This is a genomic window from Olsenella profusa F0195, from assembly GCF_000468755.1.
GTDB classification, from domain to species: Bacteria; Actinomycetota; Coriobacteriia; order Coriobacteriales; family Atopobiaceae; genus Olsenella_F; species Olsenella_F profusa.
In genome coordinates this window covers 59992-74736 of sequence record NZ_AWEZ01000017.1, presented here as the reverse complement: position 1 = coordinate 74736, position 14745 = coordinate 59992, and the positions used below count along the sequence as shown (strand labels likewise).

The following is a 14745-nucleotide window of genomic DNA, read 5'->3' as shown; positions in this document are numbered from 1 at the left end:
CTCCCGGTCGAATGCCGATGACATCATTTATCATCAACATCTTACCTCGTGCTGCCCATGCACACGCATCCTGCAAAACTCTAGGGTGGAAGTTGAGGGTTTTGCAGGACCTGTGGACGGGCCCGGCATCCGAGGTCGCGCTAGGGGGAGAGCGGCGAGACGAATCCCGTGTCGATCACGATGTCGCAGCTGGCGTCGGGGTAGCGCAGGAGCACGGCGTCGGTGATGCGCCTGCGCAGCTCATCGTCGTCGATGGGGAGCCGCTCGGGACGATAGCAGTCCAGGCTCACATGCGCCGGTCCCCCTGCGACGGGATGGGTCACCTCCACATCGTGCACCGAAAGCGAGGGATCTATGCCCGCGAGGCGCGCGGCGAGCCAGTTGCGCAGGTCTGCCAGGCCGTTTGTGGTCTCGATGGGGTCGCAGTGGAGCACGATGCGCAGCCCCTCCTCCCGGAGGAGGTCGCGCTCGATGAGGTCGAGCACCTCGTGGCTATGGCGCACGGTGGTGTCCGCCGCCATCTCCACATGGGCGCTTGCGAACTGGCGCCCGGGGCCGTAGTCATGGATGAGCAGGTCGTGGGTGCCCAACACGCTGGGATAGCCCATGATTCTGTCGTAGACGCGACGGACGAGTGTGGTGGAGGGGGTCTGTCCCAGGAGGGGGTTGACGGTGTCGCGCATGAGGCCGATGCCGCTCGCCACGATGAGGACGGCCACGCCCAGGCTCGCCCATCCATCGAGCTGAACGTCGGTGAGCTGCGAGACGATGCCTGCCGCCAGGACGACCGAGGTGGTGATGACGTCGTTGCGCGAGTCGATGGCGGTGGCCTCGAGCACCTTTGAGCCGGTGCGCCGTCCCATGCTGTGGTTGAGGCGCATCATACCGAGCTTGACGAGTATGGAGGCCCCGAGCGCGAGCACGGTGGGGACGTTGAAGTCGGTGGGCGTGGGCCAGAGGATGTGCTCGATGGAGCTGCGTCCCAGCTGTGCGCCCATGACCACGATCAGCATGGCGACGGCGAGGCCGGCAAGGTACTCGAAGCGGCCATGCCCAAAGGGGTGACCCTCGTCGGCGGGACGGCTGGCAAGTCTGAAGCCGATGAGGGCCACCACGTTGCTCGAGGCGTCCGAGAGGTTGTTGATGGCGTCCGCCACAACGGAGACGGAGCCCGCGAGCACGCCCGCGGCGCCCTTGCCGATGCTGAGCAGCACGTTGAGCAGGACGCAGGTGACGCTCGAAAGGCGTCCGTAGGCGGCGCGCGTGGCGGGGTCGTCCAGGTCGGTGGGGTCGGGGACCATGTGGGCGACGATGCGCGTGGCGAGGTCGTCGGATCGCCTGGGTTGGGATGGGTGCCCCATGGGCACCTCCTCTCGGATGCGTGGCGGGCAGGACGCGCGTGGCTAGGCGCAGACGACGTTGGTGGGCTCGCAGCCCTCCACCAGCAGCTCGATGACGGCATCGAGCCCCATGCGGATGAGTGCGTCGCTTGCCTCGCGCGAGACGTAGGCGGCGTGGGGCGTGACCACGCAGCGGGGGTGGTTGATGAGCCGCTGGTTGCGATGTGCTCCCTCGTCGGCGAGCACGTCGAGTGCCGCCGCCTGGATCTGACCGGCATCGAGGGCGTCTGCCAGGGCGCCCTCGTCGATGACGGGACCGCGCGACGTATTGACGAGGAAGGCGGTGGACTTCATGACCGTAAGCTCGTGGGGGCCTATGAGCCGTTCCGTCTGGGGGATGAGCGGGCAGTGCAGGCTCACCACATCCGAGGCGGCAAGCAGCTCGTCGAGGGTCGCGGCCTGTGCACAACCGGCCTCGGCAAGCTCCCCGGCGCTCTTGGTGGGCGCCCATACCAGCACGCGCATGCCCATCGCCCGGGCGATGGGCACCACGGCGCGGGCGATGTTGCCAAAGAAGACGAGTCCCAGCGTCTGTTCCTGCGTGCGATGCATCTCGTAGCCCTGGTGCGGGTCCCATGCGCCGCCCACTACCGTGCGGTTGGAGAAGGTGACCTGGCGCTCGAGGTCGAGCATGAGCGCAATGGTGTGCAGGGCGACATCCTCCGCGCAGTAGCCGGGACAGTTGCTCGTGAGCACTCCCTGCCGTGCGAGGCCCGCCACGTCCATGTGGTTGAGGCCGATGGAGAGGCTGGCGATCAAGCGTATGCCCGCATGGGCCATCATGTCCACCGCCTCGTCGCGTACGGGCATGAGTTCGCCCAGGATGGCCTCGTGGCCAGCGACCTGCTCGGCCGCCGGGACGGTCATGGGGGCGTGGGCGATGCCCGTGAGCTCGAACTCTTCCTCGAGGCCGGCATCGCGCAGGTAGCCTTGGGCATAGCTCGTCGAGCCGTCCGAGGTGTAGAGCAGTATCCTGTGCCGCGTCGCCATGCGTGCCTCCCTGGTACGTTGTATCCTCCCGAGTATATCGAAGGCGCCCGTGCCCCCTCGATACGTGAGGGATGCCGACCAAAGTGCACACGCAACGCATTTTCCATGACGTCTGCCCAGTTGGAGATTGTCAAAAACGCGTTGCGTGTGCACTTTGGAGGGGGTCACCGGCGTATAGGCCATCCTTCCGAGGCGACTAGGTCCACTTTTCGTACATATGTTCTATACTTGACGCACGCGAGAGGAGCAGTGCATGCATGCGACCCGTCACACCCATCCCGCACCGTCGGTCATCCAAGTGCGTGGCGCGCGCGTCCACAACCTCAAGGACGTCGATGTGGACGTGCCGCTCGGCAGGCTCGTGGGTGTTGCGGGCGTCTCGGGCTCGGGCAAGTCGAGCCTGGCCCTGGGCGTGCTCTATGCCGAGGGGTCGCGGCGCTACATGGAGGCGCTCTCGACGTACACGCGCCGGCGCCTCACGCAGTCCGCGCGCGCGGACGTGGACGCAGTGCTTCATGTGCCGGCCGCGCTCGCCCTGCGGCAGCGGCCGGGCATTCCCGATGTGCGCTCCACCTTTGGCACGCAGACGGAACTCCTCAACCACCTGAGGCTGCTGTTCTCACGCGTCGGCACCTATCGTTGTCCCAGCTGCGGGTCGGACGTCGGCCCCTCCATGAACGTCTCGCTCGAGCGCGACCTCGTGTGCCCCGCCTGCGGCCATCGCTTCAGCGGCCGTGGTGCCGAGGAGATGGCCTTCAACTCCGGCGGGGCGTGCCCCACCTGCCAGGGGATGGGCGTGCTGCATGTGGTGGACGAGGCCACGCTCGTGCCCGACGAGACGAAGACCATCGAGGAGGGGGCGGTCAGGCCCTGGGGCAGCCTCATGTGGAGCCTCATGGTGGACATCGCGCGTGACATGGGCGTGCGTACCGATGTGCCCTTCAGCGAGCTCACGCCCCAGGAGCGTGACGTCGTCTTCCATGGCCCCGCCGAGAAGCACCACCTCCTCTACCATAACGAGAAGACCAACACGGCCGGCGAGATGGACTTCACCTACTACAACGCCGTGTACTCGGTGGAGAACGCGCTCTCCAAGGTCAAGGACGAGAAGGGCCTCAAGCGCGTCGCCAGGTTCCTCAAGGAGGAGGCCTGTCCGGAATGCGGCGGCACGCGCCTGTGCCCAGAGGCGCTCTCCATCCGCATCTGCGGCGAGAACCTGGGCCAGGCGACCGAGAGGACCCTGGACGAGCTCGCGGCCTGGCTGCCGGGCGTGGCGCCCACGCTGCCGGACGACGTGCGCCCCATGGCCGAGGCCATCATCGGCGAGATGGGCGAGCCCATCCTCCGCCTGCAGGAGCTGGGACTGGGCTACCTCTCGCTGGACCGTGCGAGCTCCACGCTCTCCACGGGCGAGCGCCAGCGCGTGCAGCTCACCCGTGCCGTGCGCAACCGCACGACGGGCGTGCTCTACGTGCTGGACGAGCCGTCCATCGGCCTGCACCCGGCCAACGTGGACGGCCTGCTGGGCGTCATGGACGACCTCGTGGCGGACGGCAACTCCGTCGTGGTCGTGGACCACGACGTCCGCGTGCTGCGCGAGGTGGACCACCTCATCGAGGTCGGGCCGTCCTCCGGCGACGATGGGGGTCGGGTCATCGCGCAGGGCACAATCGAGGAGGTGGAGCGCACGCACGGCTCGCGCATCGCGGGCTTCCTCACGGGGGAGCGCAGGGTGCGCGCCCGCGGGTGCGCACATGTCGAGGACGTGTTCGCCGCGGGCTCCATCCACCTCGAGACCGGTGCCATCCACACGGTCAGGCCGCTGGTGGTGGACGTGCCGCGAGGGCGTCTCGCCTGCGTCACGGGCGTCTCGGGCTCCGGCAAGACCACCCTGGTGCTCGAGAGCCTCGTGCCGGCGCTGCGGGCATCCCTGGTGGGCGAGCGGCTGCCTGGGCACGTGCGGCTGGTGGATGCGGGTGGCATCAGGCGCGTGACGCTCATCGACGCCACGCCCATCGGGGCAAACGTGCGCTCCACGGTGGCCACGTACTCGGGTGTGCTGGACGACCTGCGCCGCGCCTTTGCCGGCACCACCGACGCCAAGAGACGCGGTCTCAGGATGGGGGCGTTCTCCTACAACACGGGAAGCCTGCGCTGTCCCACCTGCGACGGGACGGGTCAGATCTCGCTCGACGTGCAGTTTCTGCCCGATGTCGACATACCCTGTCCCGACTGCCACGGCAGCCGCTATGCGCCGGAGGCATGGGACGTGCGCCGCCACACCACGCGCAACGCCGCCGGGGAGAAGGACGGGTATGTCTCGCTGCCCGAGCTCATGGAGATGACAGTCGACCGGGCCCTGGGAAGGGTGGGGAGCCTCAGGAAGGCAAAAAGGAAGCTTCGGACGCTCGCGGACCTGGGTCTGGGCTACCTCACGCTTGGCGAGGCGACGCCGGCCCTCTCGGGTGGCGAGGCGCAGCGCCTCAAGCTCGCGAGCGAGATGGGCCGCAGGCAGGATGACGCGCTCTTCGTGTTCGACGAGCCCACGATCGGCCTGCACCCGCTCGATGTGGAGATGCTCGTGCGCGTGCTGCAGCGCCTGGTCGACGCGGGGGCCACGGTCGTCGTCATCGAGCACGACCTCGACATGATCGCCAATGCGGACTGGGTGATCGACATGGGTCCTGGCGGTGGCGAGGAGGGCGGTCGCATCGTGTGCGCGGACACGCCCGAGGGCCTTGCCGCCTGCGCGGCGTCCATCACGGGCCGCTATCTTGCCCCGGAGTTGGGTGAGGCCCCGGCATAGCCTGTGCATCGTCTGGAGCCGTCGCCGTTGGGGCATGTGCTGTCGCATGAAGCGACTACACTGCTCGGGTACAACCAGATTCCAGGGGGACGTATGCCCAGCTTCGACGAATTCCAGCAGAGCCTGTTCGCGACCGGGCGGGCAGCCTCGGCACCAGCATCGACGCCTGTCCCTAGTCCGGTCGTGCCGCGACCCGTGGCCTCGCGCCCCACGGCGCACCAGGCGACGGCATCCCCTGCCGTTGACCTTGCGGGCCTCAACCCCGCCCAGCGCCAGGCGGCCGAGACCACGCATGGCCCGCTGTTGGTGCTCGCGGGGGCTGGCTCGGGCAAGACGCGAGTGCTCACCTACCGCATCGCGCACATGATTGCCGACGAGGGCGTGCGACCCTGGCAGGTGCTGGCCATCACGTTTACCAACAAGGCGGCCGCCGAGATGCGCGAGCGCCTGAACGCGTTGCTCCCCGCCGGCACGCGTGGCATGTGGGTGTGCACCTTCCATGCCATGTGCGTGCGCATGCTGCGCGAGGACGCAGGGCTGCTCGGCTACACGCCAACCTTCACCATCTACGATGACGATGACTCGAAGCGCCTGGTCAAGTCCATCATGAGCGATCTTGACATAGATCCCCGACAGTTCCCGCTGCCCGCCATCCGCTCCCTGATCAGCCAGGCCAAGAACGCCCTGGTGCTGCCGGACGACCTCGACGCCCAGGCCAACACGCCCCCCACGCGCGCCGCCGCCCGCGTCTACCATGTGCTGCAGCGCCGCCTGGAGAAGGCCAACGCCATGGACTTCGACGACCTGCTCATCAAGGCGTTCGAGCTGCTCTCCAGGCATTCCGAGGTGCTCGAGCGCTACCAGGAGCGCTTTCGCCAGGTCAGTGTGGACGAGTATCAGGACACCAATGCCGTGCAGTATGCGATCACCAACCTCTTGGCCGGCAAGTACCGGAACCTCATGGTGGTGGGCGATGACGACCAGTCCATCTACAGCTGGCGTGGTGCGGACATCACCAACATCCTCAACTTCAAGCGCGACTATCCCGAGGCCGTGGTGGTCAAGCTCGAGCAGAACTACCGCTCCTTCGGTCATATCCTCAATGCCGCCAACGCCGTGGTGCGCCACAACGCATGCCGCGAGGAGAAGCGCCTGTTCACCGACCGCGGTGACGGCGAGAGGGTCCAGGTGTTCCAGGCGGCCGACGAGCGGGACGAGGGGCGCTGGATCGGTGCGGAGATCGAGAGGCTCCACGACGCAGGCACCAGCTACGATGATGTGGCCGTGTTCTATCGCACCAACGCGCAGTCGCGCATCCTCGAGGACATGTTCCTGCGCGCAGGGGTGCCCTACAAGATCGTGGGCGGCACGCGCTTCTTCGACCGCGCGGAGATACGCGACGTGATGGCCTACCTCAAGCTGGTCGTCAATCCCAACGACGACGTCAGCGCCCTGCGTGTGGTCAACACGCCGCGCCGCGGCATCGGCACCACGTCCATCCGCAAGGTGCAGGCCTATGCTGCCGAGATGGGCCTCTCCCTCTTCGAGGCGGCGGAGGCGTGCATCGCGGAGCCGGGCATCGTGGGTGCCAAGGTGCAGACTGGCCTGGCCGAGTTCACGGGCACCATCGAGGCGGCACGTCACTATGCGGGCGAGCTCGCCCGTGTGGTGGAGCTGATCGTGGACAAGGCCGGCCTCGTCCGCGCCTTGGAGGCCGAGCAGAGCGTGGAGGCCGACGGCCGCATCGAGAACATCCGCGAGTTCTTCTCGGTGGCACAGGAGTTCGACGAGTCTCATGATGACGCTGCCGCAACGCTCGAGTCGCTGCAGCAGCTGCGCGAGGCGGGCGCCCTCGATGGGGCTGGGACAGCGCCTGCCGCATCCGTGGCGGTGGAGCCAGAGGTCCCGCCCGTGGCCGCCGAGAAGCTTCCCGCCTTCATGGAGTGGCTGGCCCTTCGCTCCGACCTCGACTCACTCTCGGGTGAGTCGAGCGCCATCACGATGATGACGGTGCACTCCGCCAAGGGCCTGGAGTTTCCGGTGGTCTTCGTCGCGGGCATGGAGGAGGGCATCTTCCCACACCGCGGCAAGGAGGACGACCCCGCCAGCGTCGAGGAGGAGCGCCGGTTGGCCTATGTGGCCATCACGCGTGCGGAGGAGCGCCTCTACCTCACCTATGCCTCCACGCGCCACGTGTTTGGCTCCGTGCAGACCAACCCGCGCAGCCGCTTTCTCAACGAGATCCCCGAGGCGGACGTCACGGCCATCGGCGTGGGTTCCTCGGGCCTCACGGGCGTGGGTTGGGCCAAGCGGGGCGACCGCCACGGAACCTATGGCTCGGGCAGGGGCTCGGAGGTCTATGGCGGCAACGTCTTTGGCTCGCGCACGCGCTCCACGGATGGTGGGCCCACCGTACAGCGTTCCGTCCCCATCCGCAAGGACGCTGCCAAGGCGGCCGAGAGCTTCGCTCCCGGTGACAAGGTCTCGCACAAGACCTTCGGCCCCGGTGTGGTGAGGGCGGCCTCGGGTGACACCATCGAGGTCTACTTCTCGCGCACGGGCAAGACCAAGAAGCTCATGAGGGGCTTTGCCCCCATCGTCAGGATCGAGGGGTAGAGGCTCTGGTCTTGGACCCTCCCATCGGTGATGTGACCTCGTGTCTGAGGATGCGTCTGCCGAAACAGGCGAAACGCACGGTCTTGGGCTAGTTACCATGAAAGGACATCGAGTCTCGCGAGGGGGGAGCTGCCCTTTATGGGTGTGGTTGCGAGCAATGAGGGAGAGGCCGGGACTCTAGATGCGGTGGATGAGGCCTTCTAAACGGCAGGTAGCATAGGGAGTGTATCAGGCGCGTTGCGGTTGCAGGGTTCGTGGTCGCATGGGGACGAGGAATGAGACGCTGCCGGTGGGTACGAGGATGAGGGGTAGCCGCCTAGGGCGTGTCGCCTGAGGCATTTCCGCGCTCTCTTGTCGCGTCCTTGTCCCCTATCCGCCCCGCACGCCTGAGCGCATCGCGCAGGATCCACTCCACCTGGGCGTTCGCGCTGCGCATGTCATCCTTGGCCCAGAGCTCTATGGCATCCCAGACCGCAGGGTCTATGCGCAGCGGGTATTGCTTGCGTGCCGGCATGGCACCCTGCGCCTACTGGTAGAGCGAGCCGGTGTTGACAACGGGCTGGGCCTCGGACTCGCCACAGAGGACCACCATGAGGTTGGATGCCATGACGGCCTTGCGGTCGTCGTCGAAGTCCACGATGCCCTCGTCCGAGAGCTGCGAGAGGGCCATGTCCACCATGCTCACGGCGCCCTCGACGATCTTCTTGCGCGCGGCGATGATGGCATCGGCCTGCTGGCGGCGGAGCATCGCCTGGGCGATCTCGGGTGCATAGGCCAGGTGGGTGAGGTGTGCGTCGTCCACGGCGATGCCGGCGATGCCGAGCTTGCGGGAGAGCTCGCGCCTCAGGGAGTCCGACACCTCCTCGATGTTGGAGCGCAGGGTGATGGTCGTGGCCCTATCGTCGTCCTCCATGTGGTCGTAGGCGTAGATGCTCGCCACATGGCGTAGGGCCGTCTCCACCTGCATAGAGACGTAGCTCTCATAGTCGTCCACGTTGAAGATGGCCTTGGCGGTGTCGGCCACGTGCCATACCACGACGGTCGCTATCTCGATGGGATTGCCCATCCTGTCGTTGACCTTGATGCGCTCGCCCTCGTGCGTGCGGGCGCGCAGCGACACCTTGGAGCCGTGCATGTGGCCCTTCGCGGCGGGGATGCCCTTGACGAATGGGGAGGGTGCGTCGTTGTCGCTCGTGCGCCCCAGGCTGCGCGAGAAGAACGGGTTGGCCCAGTGCAGGCCCTCGTCACGGACGGTTCCCACGTACCTGCCAAAGAGCACGCAGACCCGCGCCTGTCCGGGCTGTATGGTGAAGAATCCGTTGCACATGACGAGCAGGAGGGCGGTCAGCACAAGAAAGCCCAGGAGCTGTGCCACGCCCACGGACGGCAGGGGGGCGTCCTCGTAGGGGAGGCTCGCCACCGTCATGATGAAGCCGACCAGGGTGGCGATCGCCAGCGCGAGGGTGACGAGGGCTACCAGCAGCATGGCCCACCCGGAGGGAGCCTTGAGCTTGCGCTCGACGTTGTCCGTCTCGGTGGGGGTGCTCTCGATGGTGCTCATGGCGTGTCCTTTCCTCGTGGGGCCACCTGTCCTTGGAGGCGCGCCGCCCCCTTGGTGCGGCGGGTCCGCGCCGTCTCGTATGTGAGGCCATTATGATATCAGATTGGTTTGTATGCAAGGGGATGAGGGGATTTGGCAGCGCTTCTGGCCCATATCGTCGGCTGTCCCTTCGCGAGGATGTCATGGGGAGAGTGTGGGCGGTACCCAACGGGGGTGTGCCAGTCCTACACTGGTGCGCGTGACCTATGAGGCAACCTGAGGAGCGACATGGCATCTTCCACCAAGGCACGGCAAGGGAGCGGTGTGAGCAGGCCGCTGGTAGTGGTGGCTCTCTCCATCGTGTGGTCCGTGGTCATGGGCACACTGGGCAAGGGCGACCCCATCATGGCCGTCGTGGGCACCCAGAACGCCCTCCTGCTCAAGGTGGCGGCAGGCGCGTTCTGGATCTGTGCCCTCTGCGTCCTGTCCTTTGCCGCCTCCTCGCGCACGAGGCTTCTGCCGCGGGGTGCGAGGGGCATCGTCCTGCTGGTCGTCCTTGGCGTGGTGCTGGGCCTCGAGCCGGGCACGGAGCTCTCGCGCCTCGGCCCTCGGCTCATGGGCGTGGACGTCTCCATGGTCATTCCCGGATTGGCGCTGCAGGCGGTGGGCTGGTTCCTCACGCCCTTCCTGACCATGCTCGTGCTCTGGATGGTGACGGAGGCCCTGGGCGATGGCGAGGTCGATGCCCGGAGCTTCGCATGGCCACGCGCCGTGGGCGTAAGCGTCCTTGCGGGCATCCTTGCCTTCGTACTCGTGCAGGGCGCCAACGCCGCCTTGGGCACGACTGACCCGGAGATCCGGACGATGCTGATCAACCGACTCGTATACATGGAGGACATCCCCGATCGCCTGCCCCTGTGGAAGGACATGGCACTGCAGCTCGCCTCCATCGCAGGGCTCGCGCCCGCATTGCTCGTCTCCGCTCGGCGCAAGGGCTAGGGACGCGCATGGATGGGCTGACTCATATGACCATCTTGGGCATGACGGCCACCGACCTGCTCAGCCGCATCATCTATCTGGGTGTCGTGGTCATCATCGCCTTGGTTGTGCAGAAGGCGCTTGTGCGGGGCATGCACAGGGCGTTCGACCGTTCCAATCTGCCATCGGCCACCATCTTCATCAACATCATGCGTGGGATCCTCTGGGCCATTGCGCTGCTCGTGGTCATGCAGCCAGTCTTTGGTGTGAGTCCCACCGGCTTTGTCGCCGCCCTGGGCGTTGGCTCCGTGGTCATCTCGTTCGGCCTGCAGGCGACGGTCTCCAACATCGTGTCTGGTCTGGGACTCATGCTGGGCAAGGTCGTGCAGCCGGGCGACGAGGTCACCATTGGCACGTTCACGGGCACCGTGACGGACGTCACCTGGCGTCATACCATCGTGAGCATGCGCAATGGGACCGAGCAGGTCATTCCCAACTCCGTGCTCAATACGTCGGCCCTGACGCGCCGTACCGCCTGGGATGCCGGGGACTGCGCGCTGACCCTCTACGTCCGCCGTGACGCCCAGCTGGACGCCGTCGAGGCGGATGTCATCGAGGCGGGCAAGCGCGTGCTTGCCGACACGCTCGACCCCGCCCTTGCCACAAGCGTGATCTTTGATCAGATCCGTCCGGACTGTCTGGTGGCCACCGCGCACTTCCACCTGAAGAACGAGCAGATCGTTGCCATTGCACGCGACCTGATGGTGCGCGAGCTCGCCAACCGCAGCTGGATGGTCCTCGAGGCCTTCCAGCCCGCTGCGGACCTGCAAAGCAAGGGAGGCTAGAACATGGAGAAGATTGCCAGCTTTACCATTGACCACCTGCGCCTGGAACCCGGTGTGTACGTGAGCCGCGTCGACTCGTGGCAAGGAGTGGATGTGACGACCTTCGACCTGCGCCTGACGGCACCCAACCGCGAGCCGGTCATGGACACGGCCGCCGTCCATGCCATCGAGCATCTGGGCGCCACCTTCCTGCGCAACGATGCCGAATGGTCCGAGCGCGTGGTCTACTTTGGCCCCATGGGCTGTCGCACGGGCTTCTATCTGCTTCTCTTTGGTGATGTGGCGTCCCAGGACGTGACGTCGCTCGTCACGCGCCTCTTTGAGTTCGTTGCGTCCTTCGAGGGCGAGGTGCCGGGCGCCCGTCCACGGGAGTGTGGCAACTGGCACGACAGTGACCTCATGCAGGCCCAATGGTGGGCGCGTCGCTATCTGTACCATACCCTGCAGGGCATTGACGAGGCGCACATGACCTATCCCACGCGCTGACGGCGCGCCGTCGAGGAGGACATACATGAAGATTGGCATCATTGGCGCAATGGACGTCGAGGTTTCCTATCTCAAGCGGCAGCTCACGGACACCTCCGTCACCACGCATGGTGGCATGGAGTTCTGCGAGGGCAGGCTTGAGGGAGTCCCTGCTGTGGTGGTCAAGTGCGGTGTGGGCAAGGTGAACGCAGCCCTCTGCGTGCAGGTGCTCACCGACCTCTTTGGGATCACCTGCGTCATCAACACGGGCGTGGCTGGTTCGCTGGACTCTGCCATCGGCATCGGAGACATCGTGGTCTCCACCGACGCCGTCGAGCATGACTACGACGTCTCGCCCCTGGGATACGCCCCAGGCCAGGTTCCTGGCTTTGACGTGCTGGCCTTTCCTGCGGATGGCACGCTGCGCGAGACGGCCATACGGGCGGTCGCGCAGGCGGCGCCCGACGTGCGCGCGTTCGAGGGGCGCGTGGCCTCGGGGGACCAGTTCATCGCGGGGGGAGACCAACGCGAGCGCATCACCGCAGTCTTCCGGGCGCGCTGTGCCGAGATGGAGGGTGCCGCCATCGCGCATGCCGCCTACGTGAACGGACTGCCCTTCGTGGTGATTCGTGCCATCAGCGACAGGGCGGACGGCACCTCCACCATGGACTATGCTGCCTTCGAGAGGGTGGCGGCCCGCCACTGCGCCCAGATCGTGGGATGCATGGTCTCGCTGCTCAAGGCCTAGGACGCCCCTAGAGGCCCTGAACGCCCATGCCCACCAGGTCCGGTCCCGTGTGCACGATGAGGTCGGGCTTGAGGTCGTGATAGAGGAGGCAGTCGATGTGGGCGTTGACCGCCTTGCGGATGCGCCTCTCGAGCTCCTCGCGCATATGGCGCGTGACCTCGGTGCAACAGATGGCGAGACGTACGTGGGTGAAGCGATTGGCCTTGAGCGCGACGGACCTCACGAGCGTGCCCAGCGCGCGGTCCCAACCGTGCGCCTTCTTGGCGATCACGTAGGCGCCGTTCTCGTCGCAGGTGAGCACGGGCTTGATGTTGAGCACGCTTCCCACGCGATAGATGGCGGCGCTGATGCGTCCGCCCTTGTACAGATAGTCGAGGGACTTCACGGCGAAGAAGATGCTGGTCCGCCGGGCATCCTCCCGCAGGCGGCCCTCGAGCCCCTCGAAGGGGACGCCCCCCTCCACGTATTCCACGGCGCGCATGACCACCATGCCGGCCACCATGCCGATGTTCCTGGTGTCGAACACCAGGCAGGGGAAGTCATCCATCTGCTCCGCCATCAGCTGCGCCGTCTGATTGGTTGCGGAGAGGGCGCTGGCGATGGTGATGATGACGGCGCGCTCGTAGCCGTCACGCTTGGCCTGTCGCAACGTCTCCAGGATCTCGTCCGGCGAGGGGAGGGATGTGGTGGGAACCTCCTCGCCAAAGCGCCTGATGACCTCATGGCTATCGATGTCGACGCCACTTCTGTAGGTGTCACCATTGGAGTAGTTGATGCGCAGGGGCAGCACGCGCACATCATGCTTGCGGCAGAACGTGGCTCCCGTGTCCGTGCCGGAGTCGGTGATGATCGCAATGCGCTGCTCGTTCATGGTTCCTCCAGGGACGTCCACGCCTGTCTGACCCATCATGGCACAGTTGGTCGCAAATGTGATCGGGCCGTATGCGCGTGCCGTGCGACTGGCGCCGCGCAGGTCAGGCGTCAGGAGACCGCTGGAACGGAGGGTGCGTGTCACGCAGCAGGGGGCGGGCGAACAGGTGGCCGAGTCTGGGGCCGGCGCTATTCCACCGTGCCGTACGCGTAGGCCCAGCCATGTGCGGTGATGATGGAGTTCATCTGGTCGCAGAGGCGACGGCGCTCGAAGCGTCCGCCTGGCATGAGGTCGATGACCTCGCGGAGGTCATCCGAGAGGTCATCGATGTCCGCGCGCATGAGCAGGTCGAGCTTGGACACGGTCCTGGCCCCCCTGGGTCCCTCGGCGGCCTCGAACACCTCCTCGATAAGGCGCTGGAGGTCACCATGCTCGGGGGCCGGCACGTAGGGGGAGGGTGAGGCGCCCATCGATGGCCTGCGCGTGTGATCGTCTTCGTGTCTCATGTGGTCGATGGTACCCCAGACCCTTCGGCTCGCCTTCCTCGTCGTCGAACCTTTCGGTGGAAAGGGGCGGGTCATCCACGGGAGCCATGATGTGCCGATGCGTCACTGCGCACGGGCTGATGGTAGGATGGTTCCGCATCTCCGTTGATAGGACTCCCATGAAGCGTATCCATGCCCTGTGCGCCCTTGTCACGTCGGTCATCGTCCTCGGCACGCTGCTGGCCCTTGCTCCCGTGGGTACAGGGTCGACGCATACGATGATGCCGTCGCCCACGATGGCGCTTGCCTCTGCCGGTGGCGGCGGTGCCTCCGGTGGTGGAGGAGGTGGCGGCGGAAGCTCGAGCGGCTCGAGTGGCACAGGCACCTCGTCCTACGGTGGCTCGTCGGGCCATCCCGTCGCCGACCTCCTCTCCACGCTGGCGCTTCCCTTCGTGCTTGCGGGAGGGGTCATCGTCTTCACGGCCAAGCTCCATGCGAGGAGGCGGGAGACGCTGCAGGACATACGCCAGGCGGGCAAGGCGGATGCCTCGTGGAGCTACAAGGAGCTCAAGGGGCGCGTGGAGGAGACGTTCTATGCCCTCCAGAACGGCTGGACCAAAGGCGACCTGAGCGGTTTGGAGCGCTATCTCTCCGATCGCCTGCTCGAGGAGTGGCAGACGCGTCTGGAGTGGATGAGGGTGCGCCATGAGCACGACGTCCTCAAGCAGATTCGCCTTGACTCCGTCGTGCCCGTCGAGATGCGTGACGAGGTGGGCCAGGACAGGGACTGCGTCTGGTTCTACATGAAGTCCCACATGGTCGACTACATCGAGGACACCGAGACGGGTGACTTCGTGAGGGGCATCACCAGACCAGCCAAGCTCGTCGAATGGTGGCGCTTCACGCGCAAGGACGACGCGTGGGTCCTTGACAGGATCCTCTCCGAGAAGGATGGTCGCCAGCTGCTGGACGGGAGGCTGATCTGAGGCCAGGGGGTCTTG

General features: G+C 66.3%; 13 protein-coding genes. 7 read left to right on the top strand and 6 right to left on the bottom strand.

What is annotated here, in order from left to right; all coding sequences use genetic code 11:
- Nucleotides 1-140: 140 nt before the first annotated feature.
- Together HMPREF1316_RS02460 and HMPREF1316_RS02455 are read right to left on the bottom strand one after the other, a co-directional pair.
- Nucleotides 141-1361 (bottom strand): cation diffusion facilitator family transporter, encoded by a 1221-nt coding sequence (locus HMPREF1316_RS02460; RefSeq protein ID WP_021725293.1) that lies wholly within the window; start codon nt 1359-1361, stop codon nt 141-143.
- Nucleotides 1362-1403: 42 nt separating this feature from the next.
- Entirely contained in the window at nt 1404-2390 is a 987-nt protein-coding gene (locus HMPREF1316_RS02455; RefSeq protein WP_021725286.1) for an NAD(P)-dependent oxidoreductase, read from the bottom strand.
- A gap of 253 nt (nt 2391-2643) precedes the next feature.
- Between HMPREF1316_RS02455 and HMPREF1316_RS02450 the strand changes: the two genes are divergently transcribed.
- Together HMPREF1316_RS02450 and HMPREF1316_RS02445 are read left to right on the top strand one after the other, a co-directional pair.
- The gene (locus HMPREF1316_RS02450) at nt 2644-5196 is read left to right on the top strand and encodes an excinuclease ABC subunit UvrA (RefSeq protein WP_021725259.1); all 2553 of its coding nucleotides are present in this window, start codon (nt 2644-2646) and stop codon (nt 5194-5196) included.
- A 93-nt stretch (nt 5197-5289) separates the two neighbouring features.
- Nucleotides 5290-7812: an ATP-dependent helicase gene (locus HMPREF1316_RS02445; RefSeq protein ID WP_021725296.1), complete on the top strand. Its 2523-nt coding sequence runs from the start codon at nt 5290-5292 to the stop codon at nt 7810-7812.
- Between the two features lie 316 nt (nt 7813-8128).
- Here HMPREF1316_RS02445 and HMPREF1316_RS02440 read toward each other — a convergent pair whose 3' ends face one another.
- The gene (locus HMPREF1316_RS02440; protein WP_021725279.1) at nt 8129-8326 is read right to left on the bottom strand and encodes a type II toxin-antitoxin system antitoxin; all 198 of its coding nucleotides are present in this window, start codon (nt 8324-8326) and stop codon (nt 8129-8131) included.
- A 12-nt stretch (nt 8327-8338) separates the two neighbouring features.
- Complete coding sequence (locus tag HMPREF1316_RS02435; RefSeq protein ID WP_021725300.1) at nt 8339-9373, bottom strand: SPFH domain-containing protein; 1035 nt, start codon at nt 9371-9373, stop codon at nt 8339-8341.
- A 267-nt stretch (nt 9374-9640) separates the two neighbouring features.
- Here HMPREF1316_RS02435 and HMPREF1316_RS02430 point away from each other — a divergent pair, with 267 nt between their 5' ends.
- Genes HMPREF1316_RS02430 through HMPREF1316_RS02415 form a run of 4 tightly spaced genes read left to right on the top strand, consistent with a single transcriptional unit; the run spans nt 9641 to nt 12388 of the window.
- Nucleotides 9641-10351 (top strand): hypothetical protein, encoded by a 711-nt coding sequence (locus tag HMPREF1316_RS02430; RefSeq protein ID WP_021725292.1) that lies wholly within the window; start codon nt 9641-9643, stop codon nt 10349-10351.
- Nucleotides 10352-10377: 26 nt separating this feature from the next.
- The gene (locus tag HMPREF1316_RS02425) at nt 10378-11175 is read left to right on the top strand and encodes a mechanosensitive ion channel family protein (protein WP_021725326.1); all 798 of its coding nucleotides are present in this window, start codon (nt 10378-10380) and stop codon (nt 11173-11175) included.
- A gap of 3 nt (nt 11176-11178) precedes the next feature.
- The gene (locus tag HMPREF1316_RS02420) at nt 11179-11661 is read left to right on the top strand and encodes an S-ribosylhomocysteine lyase (protein WP_021725290.1); all 483 of its coding nucleotides are present in this window, start codon (nt 11179-11181) and stop codon (nt 11659-11661) included.
- 25 nt (nt 11662-11686) lie between these two features.
- Nucleotides 11687-12388: a 5'-methylthioadenosine/adenosylhomocysteine nucleosidase gene (locus tag HMPREF1316_RS02415; RefSeq protein ID WP_021725303.1), complete on the top strand. Its 702-nt coding sequence runs from the start codon at nt 11687-11689 to the stop codon at nt 12386-12388.
- A gap of 7 nt (nt 12389-12395) precedes the next feature.
- Here the strand turns inward: HMPREF1316_RS02415 and HMPREF1316_RS02410 are convergent, their stop codons facing one another.
- Nucleotides 12396-13259 (bottom strand): DegV family protein, encoded by an 864-nt coding sequence (locus HMPREF1316_RS02410; RefSeq protein ID WP_040650948.1) that lies wholly within the window; start codon nt 13257-13259, stop codon nt 12396-12398.
- A 188-nt stretch (nt 13260-13447) separates the two neighbouring features.
- A complete protein-coding gene (locus HMPREF1316_RS02405) occupies nt 13448-13765 on the bottom strand; it encodes a hypothetical protein (protein WP_232204398.1) in 318 nt (105 codons plus the stop codon).
- 158 nt (nt 13766-13923) lie between these two features.
- Here HMPREF1316_RS02405 and HMPREF1316_RS02400 point away from each other — a divergent pair, with 158 nt between their 5' ends.
- Complete coding sequence (locus HMPREF1316_RS02400) at nt 13924-14730, top strand: Tim44 domain-containing protein (RefSeq protein ID WP_021725302.1); 807 nt, start codon at nt 13924-13926, stop codon at nt 14728-14730.
- The last annotated feature ends 15 nt before the right edge of the window (nt 14731-14745 follow it).

Bases quoted from the DNA above. Each gene is read 5' to 3' on its own strand.
- HMPREF1316_RS02450 (WP_021725259.1), top strand. From the start codon at position 2,644: ATGCATGCGACCCGTCACACCCATCCCGCACCGTCGGTCATCCAAGTG.
- HMPREF1316_RS02405 (WP_232204398.1), bottom strand. From the start codon at position 13,765: ATGAGACACGAAGACGATCACACGCGCAGGCCATCGATGGGCGCCTCA.
- HMPREF1316_RS02425 (WP_021725326.1), top strand. From the start codon at position 10,378: ATGACCATCTTGGGCATGACGGCCACCGACCTGCTCAGCCGCATCATC.
- HMPREF1316_RS02435 (WP_021725300.1), bottom strand. From the start codon at position 9,373: ATGAGCACCATCGAGAGCACCCCCACCGAGACGGACAACGTCGAGCGC.
- HMPREF1316_RS02460 (WP_021725293.1), bottom strand. From the start codon at position 1,361: ATGGGGCACCCATCCCAACCCAGGCGATCCGACGACCTCGCCACGCGC.
- HMPREF1316_RS02420 (WP_021725290.1), top strand. From the start codon at position 11,179: ATGGAGAAGATTGCCAGCTTTACCATTGACCACCTGCGCCTGGAACCC.
- HMPREF1316_RS02430 (WP_021725292.1), top strand. From the start codon at position 9,641: ATGGCATCTTCCACCAAGGCACGGCAAGGGAGCGGTGTGAGCAGGCCG.
- HMPREF1316_RS02400 (WP_021725302.1), top strand. From the start codon at position 13,924: ATGAAGCGTATCCATGCCCTGTGCGCCCTTGTCACGTCGGTCATCGTC.
- HMPREF1316_RS02440 (WP_021725279.1), bottom strand. From the start codon at position 8,326: ATGCCGGCACGCAAGCAATACCCGCTGCGCATAGACCCTGCGGTCTGG.
- HMPREF1316_RS02445 (WP_021725296.1), top strand. From the start codon at position 5,290: ATGCCCAGCTTCGACGAATTCCAGCAGAGCCTGTTCGCGACCGGGCGG.
- HMPREF1316_RS02410 (WP_040650948.1), bottom strand. From the start codon at position 13,259: ATGAACGAGCAGCGCATTGCGATCATCACCGACTCCGGCACGGACACG.
- HMPREF1316_RS02455 (WP_021725286.1), bottom strand. From the start codon at position 2,390: ATGGCGACGCGGCACAGGATACTGCTCTACACCTCGGACGGCTCGACG.
- HMPREF1316_RS02415 (WP_021725303.1), top strand. From the start codon at position 11,687: ATGAAGATTGGCATCATTGGCGCAATGGACGTCGAGGTTTCCTATCTC.